This window comes from Mycobacterium sp. MFM001, from assembly GCF_003402475.1.
Lineage (GTDB): Bacteria > Actinomycetota > Actinomycetes > Mycobacteriales > Mycobacteriaceae > Mycobacterium.
On record NZ_BFAB01000012.1, the window covers coordinates 35,702 to 52,132 of the forward strand.

The 16,431-nt window shown below is 67.0% G+C and carries 18 protein-coding genes; 10 read left to right on the forward strand and 8 right to left on the reverse strand.

Features of this window, described 5'->3' with window-relative positions; translation table 11 throughout:
* Position 1 precedes the first annotated feature (1 nt).
* The 3 genes from MFM001_RS19055 to MFM001_RS19065 are packed head-to-tail and all read left to right on the forward strand — an operon-like array spanning position 2 to position 3,395.
* On the forward strand, positions 2-988 hold the full coding sequence (locus MFM001_RS19055) for a linear amide C-N hydrolase (RefSeq protein ID WP_116376836.1): 987 nt from the start codon (positions 2-4) through the stop codon (positions 986-988).
* On the forward strand, positions 985-2,148 hold the full coding sequence (locus tag MFM001_RS19060; RefSeq protein ID WP_116376837.1) for a pyridoxal phosphate-dependent aminotransferase: 1,164 nt from the start codon (positions 985-987) through the stop codon (positions 2,146-2,148). The genes MFM001_RS19055 and MFM001_RS19060 overlap by 4 nt, the downstream gene beginning before the upstream one ends.
* Positions 2,145-3,395: a hypothetical protein gene (locus MFM001_RS19065; RefSeq protein WP_116376838.1), complete on the forward strand. Its 1,251-nt coding sequence runs from the start codon at positions 2,145-2,147 to the stop codon at positions 3,393-3,395. Before MFM001_RS19060 ends, MFM001_RS19065 begins: the two co-directional genes overlap by 4 nt.
* Positions 3,396-3,430: 35 nt before the next feature.
* Here the strand turns inward: MFM001_RS19065 and MFM001_RS24385 are convergent, their stop codons facing one another.
* Positions 3,431-3,685 (reverse strand): hypothetical protein, encoded by a 255-nt coding sequence (locus MFM001_RS24385; protein WP_142760712.1) that lies wholly within the window; start codon positions 3,683-3,685, stop codon positions 3,431-3,433.
* Positions 3,686-3,849: 164 nt separating this feature from the next.
* Between MFM001_RS24385 and MFM001_RS19070 the strand changes: the two genes are divergently transcribed.
* Together MFM001_RS19070 and MFM001_RS19075 are read left to right on the forward strand one after the other, a co-directional pair.
* Positions 3,850-4,098 carry a hypothetical protein gene (locus tag MFM001_RS19070; protein WP_116376839.1) on the forward strand — a complete coding sequence of 83 codons (249 nt, stop codon included), beginning with the start codon at positions 3,850-3,852 and terminating at the stop codon, positions 4,096-4,098.
* Positions 4,085-4,513 carry a type II toxin-antitoxin system VapC family toxin gene (locus tag MFM001_RS19075; protein WP_116376840.1) on the forward strand — a complete coding sequence of 143 codons (429 nt, stop codon included), beginning with the start codon at positions 4,085-4,087 and terminating at the stop codon, positions 4,511-4,513. The genes MFM001_RS19070 and MFM001_RS19075 overlap by 14 nt, the downstream gene beginning before the upstream one ends.
* A gap of 13 nt (positions 4,514-4,526) precedes the next feature.
* Here the strand turns inward: MFM001_RS19075 and hsaB are convergent, their stop codons facing one another.
* The 4 genes from hsaB to hsaA are packed head-to-tail and all read right to left on the reverse strand — an operon-like array spanning position 4,527 to position 8,052.
* Positions 4,527-5,093 carry a 3-hydroxy-9,10-secoandrosta-1,3,5(10)-triene-9,17-dione monooxygenase reductase subunit gene (gene hsaB / locus MFM001_RS19080; RefSeq protein WP_116376841.1) on the reverse strand — a complete coding sequence of 189 codons (567 nt, stop codon included), beginning with the start codon at positions 5,091-5,093 and terminating at the stop codon, positions 4,527-4,529.
* A complete protein-coding gene (hsaC, locus tag MFM001_RS19085) occupies positions 5,090-5,995 on the reverse strand; it encodes an iron-dependent extradiol dioxygenase HsaC (protein ID WP_116376842.1) in 906 nt (301 codons plus the stop codon). Before hsaC ends, hsaB begins: the two co-directional genes overlap by 4 nt.
* Entirely contained in the window at positions 5,995-6,861 is an 867-nt protein-coding gene (gene hsaD / locus MFM001_RS19090; RefSeq protein ID WP_116376843.1) for a 4,5:9,10-diseco-3-hydroxy-5,9,17-trioxoandrosta-1(10),2-diene-4-oate hydrolase, read from the reverse strand. The genes hsaC and hsaD overlap by 1 nt, the downstream gene beginning before the upstream one ends.
* Before the next feature lie 3 nt (positions 6,862-6,864).
* Complete coding sequence (gene hsaA, locus MFM001_RS19095; RefSeq protein WP_116376844.1) at positions 6,865-8,052, reverse strand: 3-hydroxy-9,10-secoandrosta-1,3,5(10)-triene-9,17-dione monooxygenase oxygenase subunit; 1,188 nt, start codon at positions 8,050-8,052, stop codon at positions 6,865-6,867.
* A gap of 96 nt (positions 8,053-8,148) precedes the next feature.
* Between hsaA and MFM001_RS19100 the strand changes: the two genes are divergently transcribed.
* Both MFM001_RS19100 and MFM001_RS19105 read left to right on the forward strand, forming a co-directional pair.
* Entirely contained in the window at positions 8,149-9,228 is a 1,080-nt protein-coding gene (locus MFM001_RS19100) for a ferredoxin--NADP reductase (RefSeq protein ID WP_116376845.1), read from the forward strand.
* Positions 9,229-9,262: 34 nt separating this feature from the next.
* Complete coding sequence (locus MFM001_RS19105; RefSeq protein ID WP_371685574.1) at positions 9,263-9,781, forward strand: hypothetical protein; 519 nt, start codon at positions 9,263-9,265, stop codon at positions 9,779-9,781.
* A 67-nt stretch (positions 9,782-9,848) separates the two neighbouring features.
* Here the strand turns inward: MFM001_RS19105 and MFM001_RS19110 are convergent, their stop codons facing one another.
* Positions 9,849-11,942: an acyl-CoA dehydrogenase gene (locus MFM001_RS19110; RefSeq protein ID WP_116376846.1), complete on the reverse strand. Its 2,094-nt coding sequence runs from the start codon at positions 11,940-11,942 to the stop codon at positions 9,849-9,851.
* Positions 11,943-12,181: 239 nt separating this feature from the next.
* Between MFM001_RS19110 and kstR the strand changes: the two genes are divergently transcribed.
* Positions 12,182-12,787 (forward strand): cholesterol catabolism transcriptional regulator KstR, encoded by a 606-nt coding sequence (gene kstR, locus MFM001_RS19115; RefSeq protein ID WP_163659790.1) that lies wholly within the window; start codon positions 12,182-12,184, stop codon positions 12,785-12,787.
* Between the two features lie 5 nt (positions 12,788-12,792).
* Here kstR and MFM001_RS19120 read toward each other — a convergent pair whose 3' ends face one another.
* Positions 12,793-13,866 carry a substrate-binding domain-containing protein gene (locus MFM001_RS19120; RefSeq protein ID WP_116376847.1) on the reverse strand — a complete coding sequence of 358 codons (1,074 nt, stop codon included), beginning with the start codon at positions 13,864-13,866 and terminating at the stop codon, positions 12,793-12,795.
* 19 nt (positions 13,867-13,885) lie between these two features.
* Positions 13,886-14,725: a sulfurtransferase gene (locus MFM001_RS19125; protein ID WP_116376848.1), complete on the reverse strand. Its 840-nt coding sequence runs from the start codon at positions 14,723-14,725 to the stop codon at positions 13,886-13,888.
* A gap of 18 nt (positions 14,726-14,743) precedes the next feature.
* Between MFM001_RS19125 and MFM001_RS19130 the strand changes: the two genes are divergently transcribed.
* Both MFM001_RS19130 and MFM001_RS19135 read left to right on the forward strand, forming a co-directional pair.
* Positions 14,744-15,505: a LamB/YcsF family protein gene (locus MFM001_RS19130; protein WP_116376849.1), complete on the forward strand. Its 762-nt coding sequence runs from the start codon at positions 14,744-14,746 to the stop codon at positions 15,503-15,505.
* Positions 15,505-16,425 (forward strand): MBL fold metallo-hydrolase, encoded by a 921-nt coding sequence (locus tag MFM001_RS19135; RefSeq protein WP_116376850.1) that lies wholly within the window; start codon positions 15,505-15,507, stop codon positions 16,423-16,425. The genes MFM001_RS19130 and MFM001_RS19135 overlap by 1 nt, the downstream gene beginning before the upstream one ends.
* Positions 16,426-16,431: the final 6 nt, after the last annotated feature.

Consider the following 16,431-nt stretch of genomic DNA (forward strand, 5'->3'; position numbering starts at 1 on the left):
TATGTGCACTCGCTTGGTGTACCTCGGCCCCGGCGGCAACATCATCACCGGGCGGTCGATGGACTGGAAGCTGGACCTGGCGACCAACTTGTGGGCGCTGCCGGCCGGGATGAAACGCACCGGCCAGGTAGGCGCGAACTCCGTCGCGTGGACTGCGAGGTACGGCAGCGTGGTGGCCAGCGCCTACGACATATGCACCACCGACGGGCTGAACGAGGCCGGGTTGTCGGCCAACTTGCTGTGGCTGGCCGAGTCGGAGTATCCGGCGTATGACGGCAGCCGGCCGGGGTTGACCATCGCCGCCTGGGCGCAGTATGTCCTCGACAACTTCGGGTCGGTGGCCGAGGCGGTCGACGCGCTGGCCGGCGAACCGTTCGACGTGGTCACTGACGGCGTGCCCGGCGAGGACCGGCTGGCCACCCTGCACTTGTCGATGTCGGACGCCGATGGCGACAGTGCAATCGTGGAATACATTGGCGGCCAACAGAATATCCATCACAGCCGCGAGTACCAGGTGATGACGAACTCGCCGACGTTCGACCAGCAGCTGGCGATCAACGCCTACTGGGCACAGCTCGGCGGCACGGTGATGCTGCCCGGAACCAACCGGGCCGCCGACAGATTCGCCCGCGCATCGTTTTACGTCAACGCGGTGCCGAAGGTCGACGACCCCAGGCTTGCGCTGGCGTCGGTGTTCAGCGTGGTGCGCAACGTCTCGGTGCCGTTTGGCATCTCCACACCCGACGAACCGAACATCTCCTCGACCCGGTGGCGCACGGTTGCTCATCACACGCGCAGGCTCTATTTCTTCGAGTCGGCGTTGACTCCCAACGTGTTCTGGGTCGACCTGAACAAGCTCGACCTTGCCGACGGCACCCCGGTTCGCAAGCTGGACCTGGGCCGCAATGAGACGAACACGTTCGCCGGGGAAAGCTCGGGGAGCTTCGAACCCGCCGAGCCGTTTACGTTCTTGGGGATCACGCCATGAACAAGTCGGAGGCGCTGCGCGCCGGGATCCCGCCGTTCTACGTGATGGACGTCTGGCTGGCCGCCACCGAGCGTCGACGCACCCACGGCGATCTGGTGAATCTGTCGGCGGGACAACCCAGTGCCGGCGCCCCGGAACCGGTGCGTGTGGCCGCCAAAGCCGCGCTGGACAGCAGCCCACTGGGTTACACGGTGGCGCTGGGCATTCCGGAGCTGCGCGCCGCGATCGCAGCATCGTATCGGGAGCGCTATGGCCTGCAGGTCGGCGTCGATGACGTCGTGGTGACGACCGGTTCGTCGGGCGGATTCTTGTTGACGTTCTTGGCGTGCTTCGACGTCGGCGATCGGGTGGCGGTCAGCAGTCCGGGATACCCGTGCTACCGCAACATTTTGACGGCGCTCGGGTGTGAGGTCGTCGAGCTTGAATGCGGACCGGACACCAGGTTTCAGCCAACCGCGCAGATGCTCGCCAACCTCGACCCGCCCGTGGCCGGCGTCGTGGTCGCCAGTCCGGCCAACCCGACCGGGACGGTCATTCCGCCGGCGGAGTTGGCCGAGATTGCGTCGTGGTGCGATTCTGCCGGGGTGCGGCTGATCAGCGACGAGGTCTACCACGGACTGGTCTACGAGGGCGCGCCGGAAACCAGTTGCGCCTGGCAGACATCACGAAATGCCATGGTGGTCAACAGTTTCTCCAAATATTTCGCGATGACGGGCTGGCGGCTGGGCTGGCTGCTGGTGCCGACCGAGCTCCGCCGCGCAGTGGACCGCCTGACCGGAAACTTCACCATCTGCCCGCCGGTTTTGTCACAGCACGCCGCTGTCGCAGCGTTCACTCCCGATGCGGTCGCCGAAGCCGACGGGCACCTGCACCAGTACGCAATCAACCGCCGGCTCTTGCTCGACGGCCTGCGGAACATCGGCATCGACCGACTGGCGCCCACCGACGGCGCCTTCTACGTCTACGCCGACGTGTCGGACTTCACGACCGACTCGATGACGTTCTGCTCAAAGCTCCTGGCGGACACCGGCGTTGCGATTGCGCCCGGCATCGACTTCGACACCGTGCATGGCGGATCGTTCGTCCGGCTGTCGTTCGCGGGGCCGACGAGCGACATCGAAGAGGCGTTGCGGCGCATCGGGTCATGGCTACAAACATGAGCCTCGTCATCTCCGCCCATGAGCGGGCGGCGCTGGCGGAGGTCGCCCAGTTCCCTCTGTTGGCGGCCATCACCGGGCGACGGTCACGCCGATTCCCGGTCGGCGGCCGGATCCCTGCCGGTGCGCTGGCGTACGCCAGTCGCCGGCCGGTCCAGCCGCTGTCGGAAGTCGAACGGGCACTGCTGGTTTCGGTTACCAGCGGCGTCACCGGCTGGCATTACGGCATCACCCACAACCCCGGGTATGCGCCGTCGCTGCCCAACTATTCGGGGAGCGCGATTGGCCGAACGTTCCCCTCGGCCGCTGGCTTTCACACCAGCCAGTTGTTCTTCACCGACGACACCGGCGCGTACATGTTGCCCAACCGTGACGCGCAACCGCGCGAGTTCGACAGCATCGAGGATTGGATCAGCCACACCGCCGCCTCGTATGTCCGGATTTCGGACACTCGCCTGCAGCTGCCGCGCGAGGAACCACACATGGAAGGCCACAACCTCTGGATCGCCAACCACCCCGGCAGCCTGCTGGCCTACCCGGTTGCCGACCTCGCCGAACACCTGATGGAGAACCTGTGGTTCTTCGCCGCCAACGGCTACCTCATCACTGACGACATCAACGGTCGCAATATCCCCGGCGCCGAACGCTTTTCGGGGCTACCTCATGCCGACGACCCGATTCCGCTCTCATTCGTCGAGCAGTACACGCTGACCGAGGCCAGTGCGGAGCTCGCCGTCGGCGCCAACAACGGCGTGTTGGCGTTGCAGGCGCTGGGCCTGGGCGGCTGGATGTACGACGGCCTGAATCGGTTGTCGGTGTTGGATGGACTGGGCTTCGTCGCCGACGAAGACGAACGCTGGCCCTTCCCCAACGTCACCGGCCTGCCCGGATACTTCGAGACGCTCAGCCCGCCCCATGTGCCCTCAGTCGCAGCAGGGGTGGAGAAGCTGGTCGCCCGCAAGTACGGGCCCGGTGGTCCCTTTCACCCAGACACGCCCGGACCATGGTCGGACAGCCCGAAGGTACGCGCTTCCGCGCTGCCGCGGGAGGGCATCCAGGAGCTGGTCACGCTCGAGGCGTCGTACATCTACGACACCTTCGGCAAACTGCCCGGCACCGTTCCGACGGTCCACGTGCTGATGTATCTACAGGCACAACATCTCGACACCGATTTCTACGACGAGCTCTTCGGTCCCGGCGCTTATCTGGCGACGCACGCTGAACATCAGGCCCGCTGGCACGGCCAGTAGTTTCTGGATCGACGACGCCGTCGTTGCGGGATCTCCTAGCGGCGCTTTCTCTTGCGGCTCCTGCGACTTCGTCTATTCGACGGTGGCCGAAGAGCAGCTTTTGGATGTGGCGGGCTCGACCGCGTGCTCGCGGAGGGGCGGAGCCGCTCGTACATTTCCTGGATCGCCGCGAGGCGCACATCGAGCGCCGCAGATTCCATCAGCGTCGCGACGGCCATGGCATCGACCAGGCCGACTTCATCTAATTCGGCGATCTGGTCTCGCCGAGGCAATTCGTATGATTCGAACATGTGTGTGACTGTATGCATGCCCACTGACATTGCGACTCAGCTCTGCGAAGCCGTCTCATCGTGTCCGAGATGTTCCAGGACGCGAATACCGAAACCACCTACGCGCACTGAGACTGCACCTGAGAGCGCATCATGATGCGGCCCTATGATGTTATGATGATTCGGTGCGCACCACGGTCAATATTGACGATCACTTGCTCGCCCAGGCGAAAGTTCTGGCCGCGCGAACATCCCGATCGCTTGGCGCGGTGCTCGAGGACGCGTTACGTGTCATGCTGCGGCGCAGCGACGACGAACAGAGTCGCGGCGACTTCCGGTTGCCGACGCACGGTAGTGGAGGTTTGCAGCCCGGTGTCGACCTAGAAGACAAAGAAGCTCTCGCGGAGCTGTTGGGCGACAATGCTGCTCCTTGACGTAAATGTCTGTGTATTTGCCATCCGAGAAGACAGTATCGACCACGACGCGTACCGGACATGGGTTGACCAGGTCCTCACTGGTGACGAGCCCGTAGGGATAAGTGAACTCGTGCTGTCCGGCGTCATTCGGCTTCTCACCAACCACCGCATCTTTCTCCAACCCAGTTCGACAGCGCAGGCGATTGATGCATGCCGTGCGCTGCGATCGGCTCCGGCCACCATCCCGTTGCGCCCAGGACCGCGACATTGGGAAATCTTCGAATCCCTTTGCACGGAAGTAGGAGCAAAGGCCAACACGGTTCCAGACGCGTATCACGCGGCGCTTGCAATCGAGAACGGCGCCATGTGGATTACCACCGACCGCGGATTCGCCCGTTTCCCAGGCTTACGCTGGCGAGGGCCATTCGATTAACACCCTGGCGGAATTACAGCCAGGTGTCCTGGGTGGTCGTCGTCAGGAATGCCTCGAGGTCGTCGCGCCACTGCGCCGGTGTGGTCTTGTCGGGTTCGATGCCGGTGTAGTCGCCGCGATAGAACAGCAGCGGACGCGGCTTGATCTTCGGCACCTCGGACAGCGATTTCACCGCGCCGAACACCACGAAGTGGTCGCCGCCGTCGTGCACCGATGCGACCGTGCAGTCGATGTAGGCCAGCGAACCGTCGATGATCGGCGACCCGAGTTCCGATGGGGTCCAGTCGATCCCGGCGAACTTGTCGGCCTCCTTGGAGCCGAACCGCGCCGACACGTCCTTCTGGCCCTCGGTCAGCACGTTGACGCAGAACTTTCCGCTGGCCTCGATGGCCTGCCAGGACCGCGACACCTTGGTCGGGCAGAACAGCACCAGGGGCGGCTCCAGCGACAGGGCCGCGAACGACTGGCACGCGAAGCCGACCGGAACGTCGTCGTGCACAGTGGTGATGATCGTGATCCCGGTGCAGAACTGACCCAGCACGTTGCGGAACGTGCGCGGGTCGATCGGCGCTGAGCTCACTGGTTCCGGGCACCTACCGTGAAGTCGTGGCCCCACAGGCTCACTGCGGTGCTTTCCCGGGCGATCCAGTCGTGATCGTCGACTTTCCGTCCCTCGCAACCGAATTCGACATCAAAGCCGCCGGGCGTCTTCATGTAGAACGACAGCATCAGGTCGTTGACGTGCCGGCCCAGCGTCGCCGACATCGGCACCTTGCGGCGCAACGCCCGGTCCAGGCACAGCCCGACGTCGTCGGAGTTCTCCACCTCGATCATCAGGTGGACGATGCCGCTCGGGGTCGGCAGCGGCAGGAAGGCCAGGCTGTGGTGCCGTGGATTGCAGCCGAAGAACCGCAGCCAGGCCGGGGCTCCGTCGGCGGGGCGACCGACCAGTTGCGGCGGCATCCGCATCGAGTCGCGCAGTTTGAAGCCGAGCACATCGCGGTAGAAGTGCAGCGCCTCGTCGTCGTCGCGGGTGGACAGCACCACATGGCCCAAGCCCTGCTCGCCGGTGACGAACTTGTGCCCGTACGGGCTGACGACCCGGCGGTGCTCCAGTGCCGCACCGTGGAAGACCTCGAGGCAGTTACCCGACGGATCCTGGAATTGGATCATCTCGTCGACCCGCCGATCCGCCAGCTCGGAGGCGGTGGCCTCCTTGTACGGCGTGCCCTCGACGTCGAGGCGGTTGCGGATCTCTTGCAGCCCTTCGGCGTTCGCGCATTCCCAGCCTGCTGCCGACAGCCGGTCGTGCTCGCCGGGCACGATCACCAGGCGCGCCGGGAAGTCGTCCATTCGCAGATAAAGCGCGCCCTCGCATGCCCCGCTGCCCTCGACCATGCCGAGCACCTTCAGCCCGTACTCGCGCCACGCCGCCACGTCGGTGGCCTCGATGCGCAGATAGCCCAGCGACCGGATGCTCATCACGCGCCTCCCAGGAAATCGATGGTCAGCTTGTTGAACTCGTCGAACTTCTCCACCTGTGCCCAGTGTCCACACTGCCCGAAAACATGCAGTTGCACCCGCGGAATGGTCTTCAGCGCGACCAGTGCGCCGTCCAGCGGGTTGACCCGGTCCTCGCGGCCCCAGATCAGCAGCACCGGCTGGCGCAGCCGGTACACCTCGCGCCACATCGTGCCGGCCTCGAAATCGGCTCCGGCGAACGACTTTCCCATCGCGATGGTCGCCGCCAGGGATTCCGGCGTGCTGGCCAATTCGAAACGCTGGTCGATCAGTTCCGGGGTGATCAGCTTCTGGTCGTAGACCATGACACGCAGGAACGCCTCGAGGTTCTCCCGGGTGGGCTCGACGGAGAACTTGCCCAGCCGCTTGACGCCTTCGGTGGGGTCGGGTGCGAACAGGTTGACGCTCAGCCCACCTGGGCCCATCAGCACCAGCCGGCCGGCTCGGTCGGGGTAGTCCAGCGCGAAGCGGACGGCGGTGCCCCCGCCCAGCGAATTACCCACCAGCGGAACACGTCCCAGCTCCAGCTGGTCGAACAACCCCTTGAGCGCCCTGGCGGCGTAACGGTTGAACTGCCCGTGCTCGGCGCGTTTGTCGGAGTGGCCGTAGCCGGGCTGGTCGACGGCCAGCACGTGAAAGTGCTGCGCCAGCACGGCGATGTTGCGGGAGAAGTTCGTCCAGCTGGACGCGCCCGGCCCGCCGCCGTGCAGCAGGACAATCGTTGGGCCGCTACCGGCCTCGTGGTAATGCAGCTTCAGCGGTCCGTCGACGTCGACCTCGGCGTAGCGCGAGGTCGACTCGAACGTCAGCTCCTCGACGGCGGTCATCGGTTAAACCATCGTGTCGCCGGGCGGCAACCCGAACTCGTGGTTACCGAAGATCACGTAGGCGCGCTCGGGGTCGTTGGCGGCGTGCACCCGGCCGGCGTGCGCGTCGCGCCAAAACCGTTGGATCGGAGCGTCATTGGCCAGCGCCGTCGCACCGGACGCCTCGAACAGCCGGTCGACCGAGGCGATCGCCCTGCCGGTCGCGCGGACCTGGTCGCGACGGGCGCGGGCCCGCAGCTCGAACGGAATCTCCTTGCCGGCCACCAGACATGCGTACTCGTCGCTGACGTTACCGATCAGCTGCCGCCACGCCGCGTCGATGTCGCTGGCGGCCTCGGCGATGCGAACCTTGGCGAACGGGTCGTCTTTGGCTTTCTCGCCGGCGAAAGCCGCACGGATCCGCTTGCCCTGGTGCTCGACGTGCGCCTCGTAGGCGCCGTAGGCCATGCCGACGATGGGCGCCGAAATGGTGGTGGGATGCACTGTGCCCCAAGGCATCTTGTAGACAGGCGCGGTGTTGGTCTCATACCCGCCCGCGGTGCCGTCGTTCATCGCCTTGTACGACAGGAAGCGGTGCCGCGGCACGAAGACGTCCTTGACGACGATCGTGTTGCTGCCGGTTCCGCGCAGCCCGACCACGTGCCAGACGTCCTTGATCTCGTATTCGGTGCGCGGGATCAGGAAGCTGCCGAAGTCGACCGGCCGGCCGTCTTTGATGACCGGGCCGCCCAAGAAGCACCAGGTGGCGTGGTCGCAGCCCGACGACCAGTTCCACGCACCGCTGACCAGATACCCGCCGTCGACCACGGTGCCCGCGCCCATCGGCGCGTACGACGAGGAGATCCGCACTGTCGGGTCCTCGCCCCAGACCTCCTCCTGCGCCTTCTGGTCGAACAGCGCCAGATGCCAGTTGTGCACCCCGATGATCGAGCCCACCCAGCCCGTTGAGCCGCACGCACTGGCCAGCCGTCGCGCCGCCTCGTAGAACAGCGCCGGGTCGCATTGCAGCCCACCCCACTGCTCGGGCTGCAGCAACGTGAAGAACCCGACCTCGTCGAGCGCCTTGACGGTCTCCTCGGGCAGCCGACGCAGATCCTCGGTGGCCTGAGCGCGCTCGCGCAACTGGGGAAGCAGGTCGTCGATGCCGGCTAGGACCGACTGCGCGTCACGCTGTTGAATAGAGGCTGACATAGATCAAAGACTAGAACACGTTCCGATTTGTGTCGAGCAGGGTATTCCTGCGGCTGGTAGCGGTACCTAGTGGGTTTTCTGTAACCTGTTCTAGTTATGACGGGAGAGAGCGCCGTGACCGTTCCCGACGAGCCGCTCGGCAGTCACGTCCTGGAGCTGCAGGTCGCCGACGTCGTCGCCGAGACCGACGACGCGCGGTCTCTGGTGTTCGCCGTCCCCGACGGCGTCCAGATCCCGGCCGACCGGCTCCGCTACGCCCCCGGCCAGTTCCTGACGCTGCGCATTCCCAGCGACCGCACCGGCTCGGTGGCGCGTTGCTATTCGCTGTGCAGCTCGCCATTCACCGACGACGCGCTGACCGTCACTGTCAAGCGGGATCGCGACGGCTACGCGTCGAACTGGATCTGCGACCACGCCCACCCCGGCATGCGGATCCACGTGCTGGCGCCGTCGGGCAACTTCGTGCCCAAGACCCTCGACGACGACTTCCTGCTGATCGCCGGCGGCAGCGGGATCACCCCGATCATGTCGATCTGCAAGTCGGCGCTGTCCGAGGGCAGCGGGCAGGTGGTGCTGCTCTACGCCAACCGCGACGACCGCTCGGTGATCTTCGGCGACGCGCTGCGCGAGCTGGCCGCCAAATACCCCGACCGGCTGACCGTCGTGCACTGGCTGGAGTCGCTGCAGGGGCTGCCGAGCGCCACCGCGCTGGCGCAACTGGCCGGCCCGTACACCGACCGGCAGGCGTTCATCTGCGGGCCCGGCCCTTTCATGGAGGCGGCGCGGGAGGCCCTGGACGCGCTGAAAGTGCCTGCGGCCCAAGTACATCTCGAAGTGTTCAAGTCGCTGGAATCCGATCCGTTCGCCGCGGTGAAGATCGAGGACGACGGCGACGAGCCGCCGGCCACCGCGGTGGTGCAGCTCGACGGCGAAACCCACACGGTGTCGTGGCCGCGCGGAGCCAAGCTGCTCGACGTGCTGCTGGACGCCGGCCTGGACGCGCCGTTCTCCTGCCGCGAGGGTCACTGCGGCGCGTGTGCCTGCACCCTGCGCAAGGGCAAGGTGACCATGGAGGTCAACGACGTTCTCGAACAGCAGGACCTCGACGAGGGCCTGATCCTGGCGTGCCAGTCGCATCCGGAGACCGATTCAGTCGAAGTCACCTATGACGAATAGCCGCGGGCGTTAGGTTCTTGTGGTGATCAAGCAGCTGGGTGCGGCACTGGCGGGTCTCGCGGCGGCGTTAACGTTGGCGCCCCCGTCGTCGGCGGCAAGCAATACCGCCACCACGTTGATACCGGTCGACGAGGCCAACCAGCTGGAGACCCGCGTGCTGCTCGACTGCCATAAGCCGACCGGCAGCTGCGACTTCACCGTCGGGGCCGACTTGCGAACGCCCGACGGGGTCACCGGATTTCCAAACGACCTATGGGCACGGCAAAGCACCGAATTCCGCTCGCCGAACCGGATGGCCTACCTCGACGTGCATGCCGACGGTCAGTACGAGCGGGTCATGAAACAGGGTGGGACCGACGTGATGACCGACATCTACATGGGTGAGGGCCCACCGGAGAAATACCAGAGCAGCGGCCGGATCGACTCCACCGACTGGCACACCGGGCAACCGAAGACCGACGTCAGCGTCATCGTCTGCACACACATCCAGGTGGTCTACAGCGGGGTCAACCTCACCTCGCCGAGCACCTGCGCGCAGACCACGTTCTCGTAAGCCGCGAACGTCGACTTATTGGGCGAAATCGCGCTATTGAGCGCAACAACTCGACGTTGGGCACTGGCTACCGCGGTAGACCCAGCAATCGCTCGGCGGCCAGCGTGAGCAGAATCTGCTCGGTGCCACCTGCGATCGTCAGGCAGCGGGTGTTGAGGAAATCCTGCACGGTGGCGTCCTCGACGAGGCCCGCACCTTCGGTCAGCTCCATCCGGTATTCGGCCAGCGCCTGCCGGTAGCGCACACCGATCAGCTTGCGCACACTGGACTCGGCGCCCGGGTCCTGGCCGCCGACGGCCAGCTGCGCAATCCGCTGATCCAGCAGTGCGCCGGCTTGCGCGGTAATGATCAACTGCCCCAACCGATCTCGCTGAGCATCGTCGAGATCGCGCTCGGCCACCGCCTTGAGCAGTTCCTCCATCGGATTGCCCAGCGCAGTGCCGGTGGCCATCGCGACACGCTCGTTGGCCAGCGTGGTGCGGGCCAGCCGCCAGCCGTCGTTGACCGTGCCGACCACCATCTCGTCGGGCACGAACACGCCGTCGAGAAAGACCTCGTTGAACAAAGCGGCGCCGGTGATCTCCCGCAGCGGCCGGATCTCGATACCAGGCGAGGTCATGTCGACCAGGAAGTAGCTGATGCCCTTGTGTTTTGGGGCTTCCGGGTCGGTGCGGGCCAAGCACACACCCCACTGCGCTTTGTGCGCCGACGACGTCCACACCTTTTGCCCGGTCAGCTTCCAGCCGCCGTCGACCCGTTCGGCCTTAGTGCGTAGCGACGCCAGGTCCGAGCCGGCGCCGGGCTCGGAAAACAGTTGGCACCAAAAGATTTCGCCGCTCAGGGTGGCGGGCACGAAGCGCTCGATCTGTTCGGGTGTGCCGTGTTCGAGGATGGTCGGGGCGGCCCACCAACCGATCACCAGGTCGGGCCGCGCCACACCGGCCGCGGCCATCTCCTGGTCGATCAGCAGTTGCTCGGCCGGCCCGGCGCCGCGACCGTAGGGCGGCGGCCAGTGCGGGGCCAGCAGGCCCTTCTCAGCCAGCGCCGCCTGCCGCTTGTCCTCGGGCAGCGCGGCGATTTCGGCGACCGCTTCGGCGATCTCGGGCCGCAGGTCGGCAACATCGCTGAGGTCGATGGAGAGCTGACGCCGCACACCGGCCTCGGTCAACGCGGCGGTGCGACGCAGCCAGCGCGCCGAGCCGCCGAGGAACTGTCCGATCCCATAGGCGCGCCGCAGGTACAGATGCGCGTCGTGCTCCCAGGTGATACCGATGCCGCCGAGCACCTGGATGCAGTCCTTGACGTTGGCCTTGGCCGCCTCGATGCCGATGCTCGCGGCAATGGCCGCTGCGATGCGCAACTGCTCTGGGTCCGTGGCGGCGTGCGCGGCGTCGGCGGCGGCGACCGCGGTCTCTTCTGCCCGGCACAGCATTTCGGCGCAGATGTGCTTGATGGCCTGGAAGCTGCCGATCGGCTTGCCGAACTGCTCGCGCACCTTGGCGTAGGCGACGGCGGTGTCCAGCGCCCACCGGGCCACCCCGGCCATCTCGGCGGCCAGCACCGTCGCGGCCAGGTCCTCCAGGTGCGGCGCGTCGAGCACGGTCGCCGGCGCCGACGCCAGCACCACCCGGGCCAGCGGCCGGGAGAAGTCGGTGGCCTGCAGCGGCTCGACCGTCACACCGTCGGTGGTGGCGTCGACGAGCAGCCACTTGTCGCCGGCCGGCAGCAGCAACAGGCCCTCGGGGTCGGCGCCCAGCACCCACGGCAGGCTGCCCGACGCCCGTGAACCGTCGAAGTCCACGTCGCCGGTCAGAGCCAGCCCGGCGACGCGCTCACCCGATACCAGCGAGGGATCGGTCACCACCAGCGTGGCCAGCGCCGTCGTCGCCACCGGGCCGGGGACCAGCGCCTTTGCCGCCTCGTCGACCATCGCGCACAGATCGTCGATGCTGCCGCCCGCGCCGCCGCGGTCCTCGGGAACCGCGACACCGAACAAGCCCAGGCTGGCCAGGCCGTCGTACACCGGCCGCCAGGCCTCGGGCTTGCCCTGCTCGATGTCGCGGATCGCGACCTTGGAACGGGACTCAGTACCCACTCCGCCGGCCCAATCGCGCACCAACTCACGCGCCGCGAACTGTTCGTCGGTGATAGTGGCTGGCACGTTGAGGCTCCTCGGTCGACTAGAACGTGTTCTAATAGTGCCAGCGATTGACCGTCAAGTCGAACGCCATCGCAGCAGGACGCTCCGGTGTCCCGGCTGCAGCGAGATGGGAAATTCGCGCTCTGCGTGCGTATCGTTTGAGCGGGAACGCAACAGAAGGAGCTGCCCGTCACATGTCGTCGCCAGCGAACGCCAATTCGGGCCGCTCCGGGGATGCACAGCCCCGTGAGGTCATGAACGTGGCGGTTTTGGCCGAGTCCGAACTCGGGTCCGAGGCGCAGCGTGAGCGTCGCAAACGCATCCTGGACGCGACGATGGCGATTGCCTCCAAGGGCGGCTACGAGGCGGTCCAGATGCGGGCGGTGGCAGACCGGGCGGACGTCGCGGTCGGCACGCTGTATCGCTATTTCCCGTCGAAGGTGCATTTGCTGGTGTCGGCGCTGGGCCGGGAGTTCGAGCGCATTGACGCCAAAACCGACCGGTCCACGCTGACCGGCGGAACGCCGTATCAGCGGCTGAATTTCATGATCAACAGGCTCAACCGGGCGATGCAGCGCAACCCGCTGCTGACCGAGGCCATGACCCGTGCGTACGTGTTTGCCGACGCGTCCGCGGCGGGTGAGGTCGACCACGTCGAGAAGGTGATCGACTCGATGTTCGCCCGCGCGATGGCCGAGGGTGAGCCGACCGAGGAGGAGTACCACATCGCCCGGGTGCTCTCGAATGTGTGGACCTCCAACTTGCTCGCGTGGCTGACGCGTCGCGCATCGGCGACCGACGTGAGCAAGCGGCTGGACCTGGCGGTCCGGCTGTTGATCGGCGACCAGGAGCACCCGAAGATCTAACCGGCTTAAGCGGGCGGTCCTGCCGTGCGTCCGCGGACCAGCGTGGTGTCCAGCAGTTCGACCTTCGGCTGGTTTGGGGCCTCGTTCAAGAGCTCACCGGCGCGACGGCCTTTGTGCAGGCTTGGCTGCGCGACCGTGGTCAGCCCGCGACGCAGTGCTTGCGGCACGCCGTCGAAGCCGGTGACGGTCATCTGACCGGGCACATAGGTACCCCGGCCGCGCAGGTAGTCCATCGCCGAGAGGGCGAGGACGTCGGCGGTGCACATCAGTGCGGTGATCCGCGGGTTCGCCTGCAGCGCCACCTCCGCCGCGACACCGCCCGACGTGGGCGTGTGCTCGTAGCTTTCGACGACCGTCAGTGACTCCGGGTCGAGGCCGGCGGCCGTCATGGCGTCGCGGACACCGTGAATGCGTTCGGCTTGCACCTGAAACGTGGCAGAGCGCAAGCGTCCCGCGTTGACCACTCCTTCGCGGCGGTCGCGTCGCAGCCGCATGGTCAGCAGCCCGATATGCCGATGGCCCAGCGCGAGCACGTGATCGGCGAGCTCGCGCATCGCGGCCCGGTCGTCGATGGCAACCCGCGACGTTCCGGGAACGTCTTTGGGCTGATCGACTACGACCACGGGCAGCCGTCGCTGCAGCGCAACCTGCAGGTAGGGGTCGTCGTCGGACACCGAGTAGACCACGAAGCCGTCGACGCCCGCCGCGAGCACCGATTCGGATCCCTTGGCCACGCTCCGGCTCGGCCCGACGGCGATCAGCATCAGGCCCTGGCCCCGTTCCTCGCACGACTGTGCCAGTCCCGCAACGAAATCCAGCGCCGCCGGGTCGCTGAACGAATAGGTCAGCGGTTCGGTGCTGACCAGCCCGACCGCGCCGGCCTTGCGGGTGCGCAGCGACCGCGCGACCGGATCAGGTCCCGGATATCCCAGTCGCTTCGCGGCGGCCAGCACCCGCTGCCGCAGTTCTGGCGACAGTTGATCGGGCCGGTTGTAGGCATTGGAGATAGTGGTCCGCGACACCTTGAGCTCGGCAGCGAGCGAAGCCAGGGTCGCCCGCCGTCGCGGCGTGGGACTCATGCTCCGTGACGCTACCGGCTCAGCCGTCCTCGCCACGGGCTGCCGGCCGCGCGGGATCAGAAATCCACTCCGACCACGAGCCCGGAAACAACGCGGCGTCCCGCCCTGTCGCGGCCAGCGCCGCGACGAGCACCGAGGCGGTGATCCCGGAGCCGCAGTAGGCGCCGACGGCGCCTTGCCCCGCGAACAGCTCGTGCAGCTCTTTGTCGGGCAGGAATGTGCCGTCAGTTGCAAGGACGCGAGTGCTGGGCACGTTCGTCGCGCCCGGGATGTGGCCCGCGACCGGATCGACGGACTCGACGTCACCGCGGAAGCGTTCGGGTGCACGTGCGTCGAGCAGCGGGGCGTCCGCGGCCTGTTCCGCCGTCAGCGTCCGCCGCGCTCCGGAGTAGAGGTCGCTGTGCGACACCGTCACGTCTCCGGGCTCGGGTGCGACGGTCCCGGCGTCGAGCGCGCCGCCGGCCGCGACCCACGCGGCCAAGCCGCCGTCGAGGATGCGGACGTCGTCGAGCCCCGCTGCCGTCAGCACCCACCAGGCCCGCGCCGAACCGGCCCGGTTCCAGTCGTCGTAGGCCACCACAGGCACACCTCGACGGACGCCCCACCGTCGCGCGGCCGCCTCGACGCTGCGCCCGGACGGCAGCGGATGACGGCCCCGGCCGGTGGCCGTGTGATCGGTCAGCTCGTCCTCGAGCGACACGTACACCGCACCCGGTAGGTGGCCCTGCCGATAGGCTGCCCGCCCGTCCGGCTCGCTGAGCTGCCAGCGCACGTCGAGAATCGTGACCGGCTGGCCCTTGTCGATGCGCTGCGCCAACTCGGTCGCGGTGATCAAGACCTCGGCACGGGTACTCTCCACAGCCCTAAGCTAACGTCCGTGGCCTCCTCCGTGGATCTCAACGCCGACCTCGGCGAGGGCTTCGGCGTCTGGAGCCTCGGTGACGACGACGCCATGCTCGGCATCGTCACCAGCGCCAACGTTGCGTGCGGCTTCCACGCAGGCGACCCTGCCGGGCTGCTGCGGGTCTGCCGGTTGGCCGCCGAGCGGGGTGTGCGCATCGGCGCGCAGGTGAGCTACCGCGATCTGGCCGGCTTCGGCAGGCGCTTCATCGACGTCTCCGCCGACGATCTGCTCGCCGACGTCGTCTACCAGATCGGCGCGCTGCAAGGACTGGCCCAGGCCGCCGGCTCGGCCGTGTCCTACGTCAAACCCCATGGCGCGCTGTACAACACGATCGTCACACACCGCGAGCAGGCCGCCGCGGTCGCCGAGGCGGTGCGCTCGGTGGACCCTGGGCTGCCGGTGCTGGGCCTGGCGGGTTCGGTGTTTTTCGACGAGGCCCGGCAGCGCGGCCTTCGCACCGTCGCCGAGGCGTTCGCCGATCGCGCGTACCGGCCAGACGGCCAGTTGGTGTCCCGACGCGAACGCGGCGCGGTGTTGCACGATCCGGCGGCCATCGCCGACCGTGTGCTGACCATGGTGACCGCGGGGCGAGTCACCGCAGTCGAGGGGTCAACAATCGACATCCACGTGGAATCTGTTTGCGTGCACGGTGATTCGCCAGGCGCTGTGCAGATCGCCACTGCGGTGCGGGACCGGCTGAAAGCCGACGGCATCGACGTGAAGGCGTTCAGCTGATGCGGCTGCGGCTCGGGCGACCGGACATCGGCCGGTATGCACACCGGTTCACCGTTCCGGCCGCGGATTCCGGTGCGCCGCTTGCGGTGACGTGGATGGGCGTGTCCACGCTGCTGCTCGACGACGGATCGTCCGCGCTTCTGACCGACGGCTACTTCTCCCGGCCGAGCCTGGCGCGGGTCGCGCTGCGCAAGGTGGCACCCTCGCCGGCCCGGGTCGACGGCTGCCTGGCCCGGGCCAAGGTCTCGCGGCTGGAAGCCGTGATTCCGGTGCACACGCATATCGACCATGCGTTGGACTCCGCCCTGGTGGCCGACCGCACCGGCGCGCAACTGGTCGGCGGAGAATCGGCGGCCAACGTCGGCCGCGGCCACGGGCTGCCTGCCGACCGCATAACTGTGGCAACCTCTGGCGAGTCAATTGTGTTGGGGCCCTTCGCGTTGACATTGATCGAGTCGCAGCACTGCCCGCCCGATCGGTTTCCCGGCGCGATCACCGCGCCGGTCGTTCCTCCCGTCAAAGCCTCGGTGTACCGCTGCGGGGAGGCTTGGTCGGCGATCGTGCACCATCGACCGTCGGACCGGCGGTGCTTGATCCAGGGCAGCGCCGGCTTCGTCAAGGGCGCGCTGACCGGACAACGCGCCGACGTCGTCTACCTCGGCGTGGGACAGCTTGGCCTGCAGCCGGAAAGCTACCTCGTCGACTACTGGACCGAGACGGTGCGCGCGGTGGGCGCACGCCGCGTCGTACCTATCCACTGGGATGACTTCTTCCGCCCACTGTCGAAACCGTTGCGGGCGTTGCCATATGCGGGCGACGATCTAGACGCTTCGATGCGGGTCCTCGATCAACTGGCCGCAGCAGACGGGATCGCACTGGATATGCCGACGGTATGGCGACGCGAAGACCCCTGGAACTGAAGAACG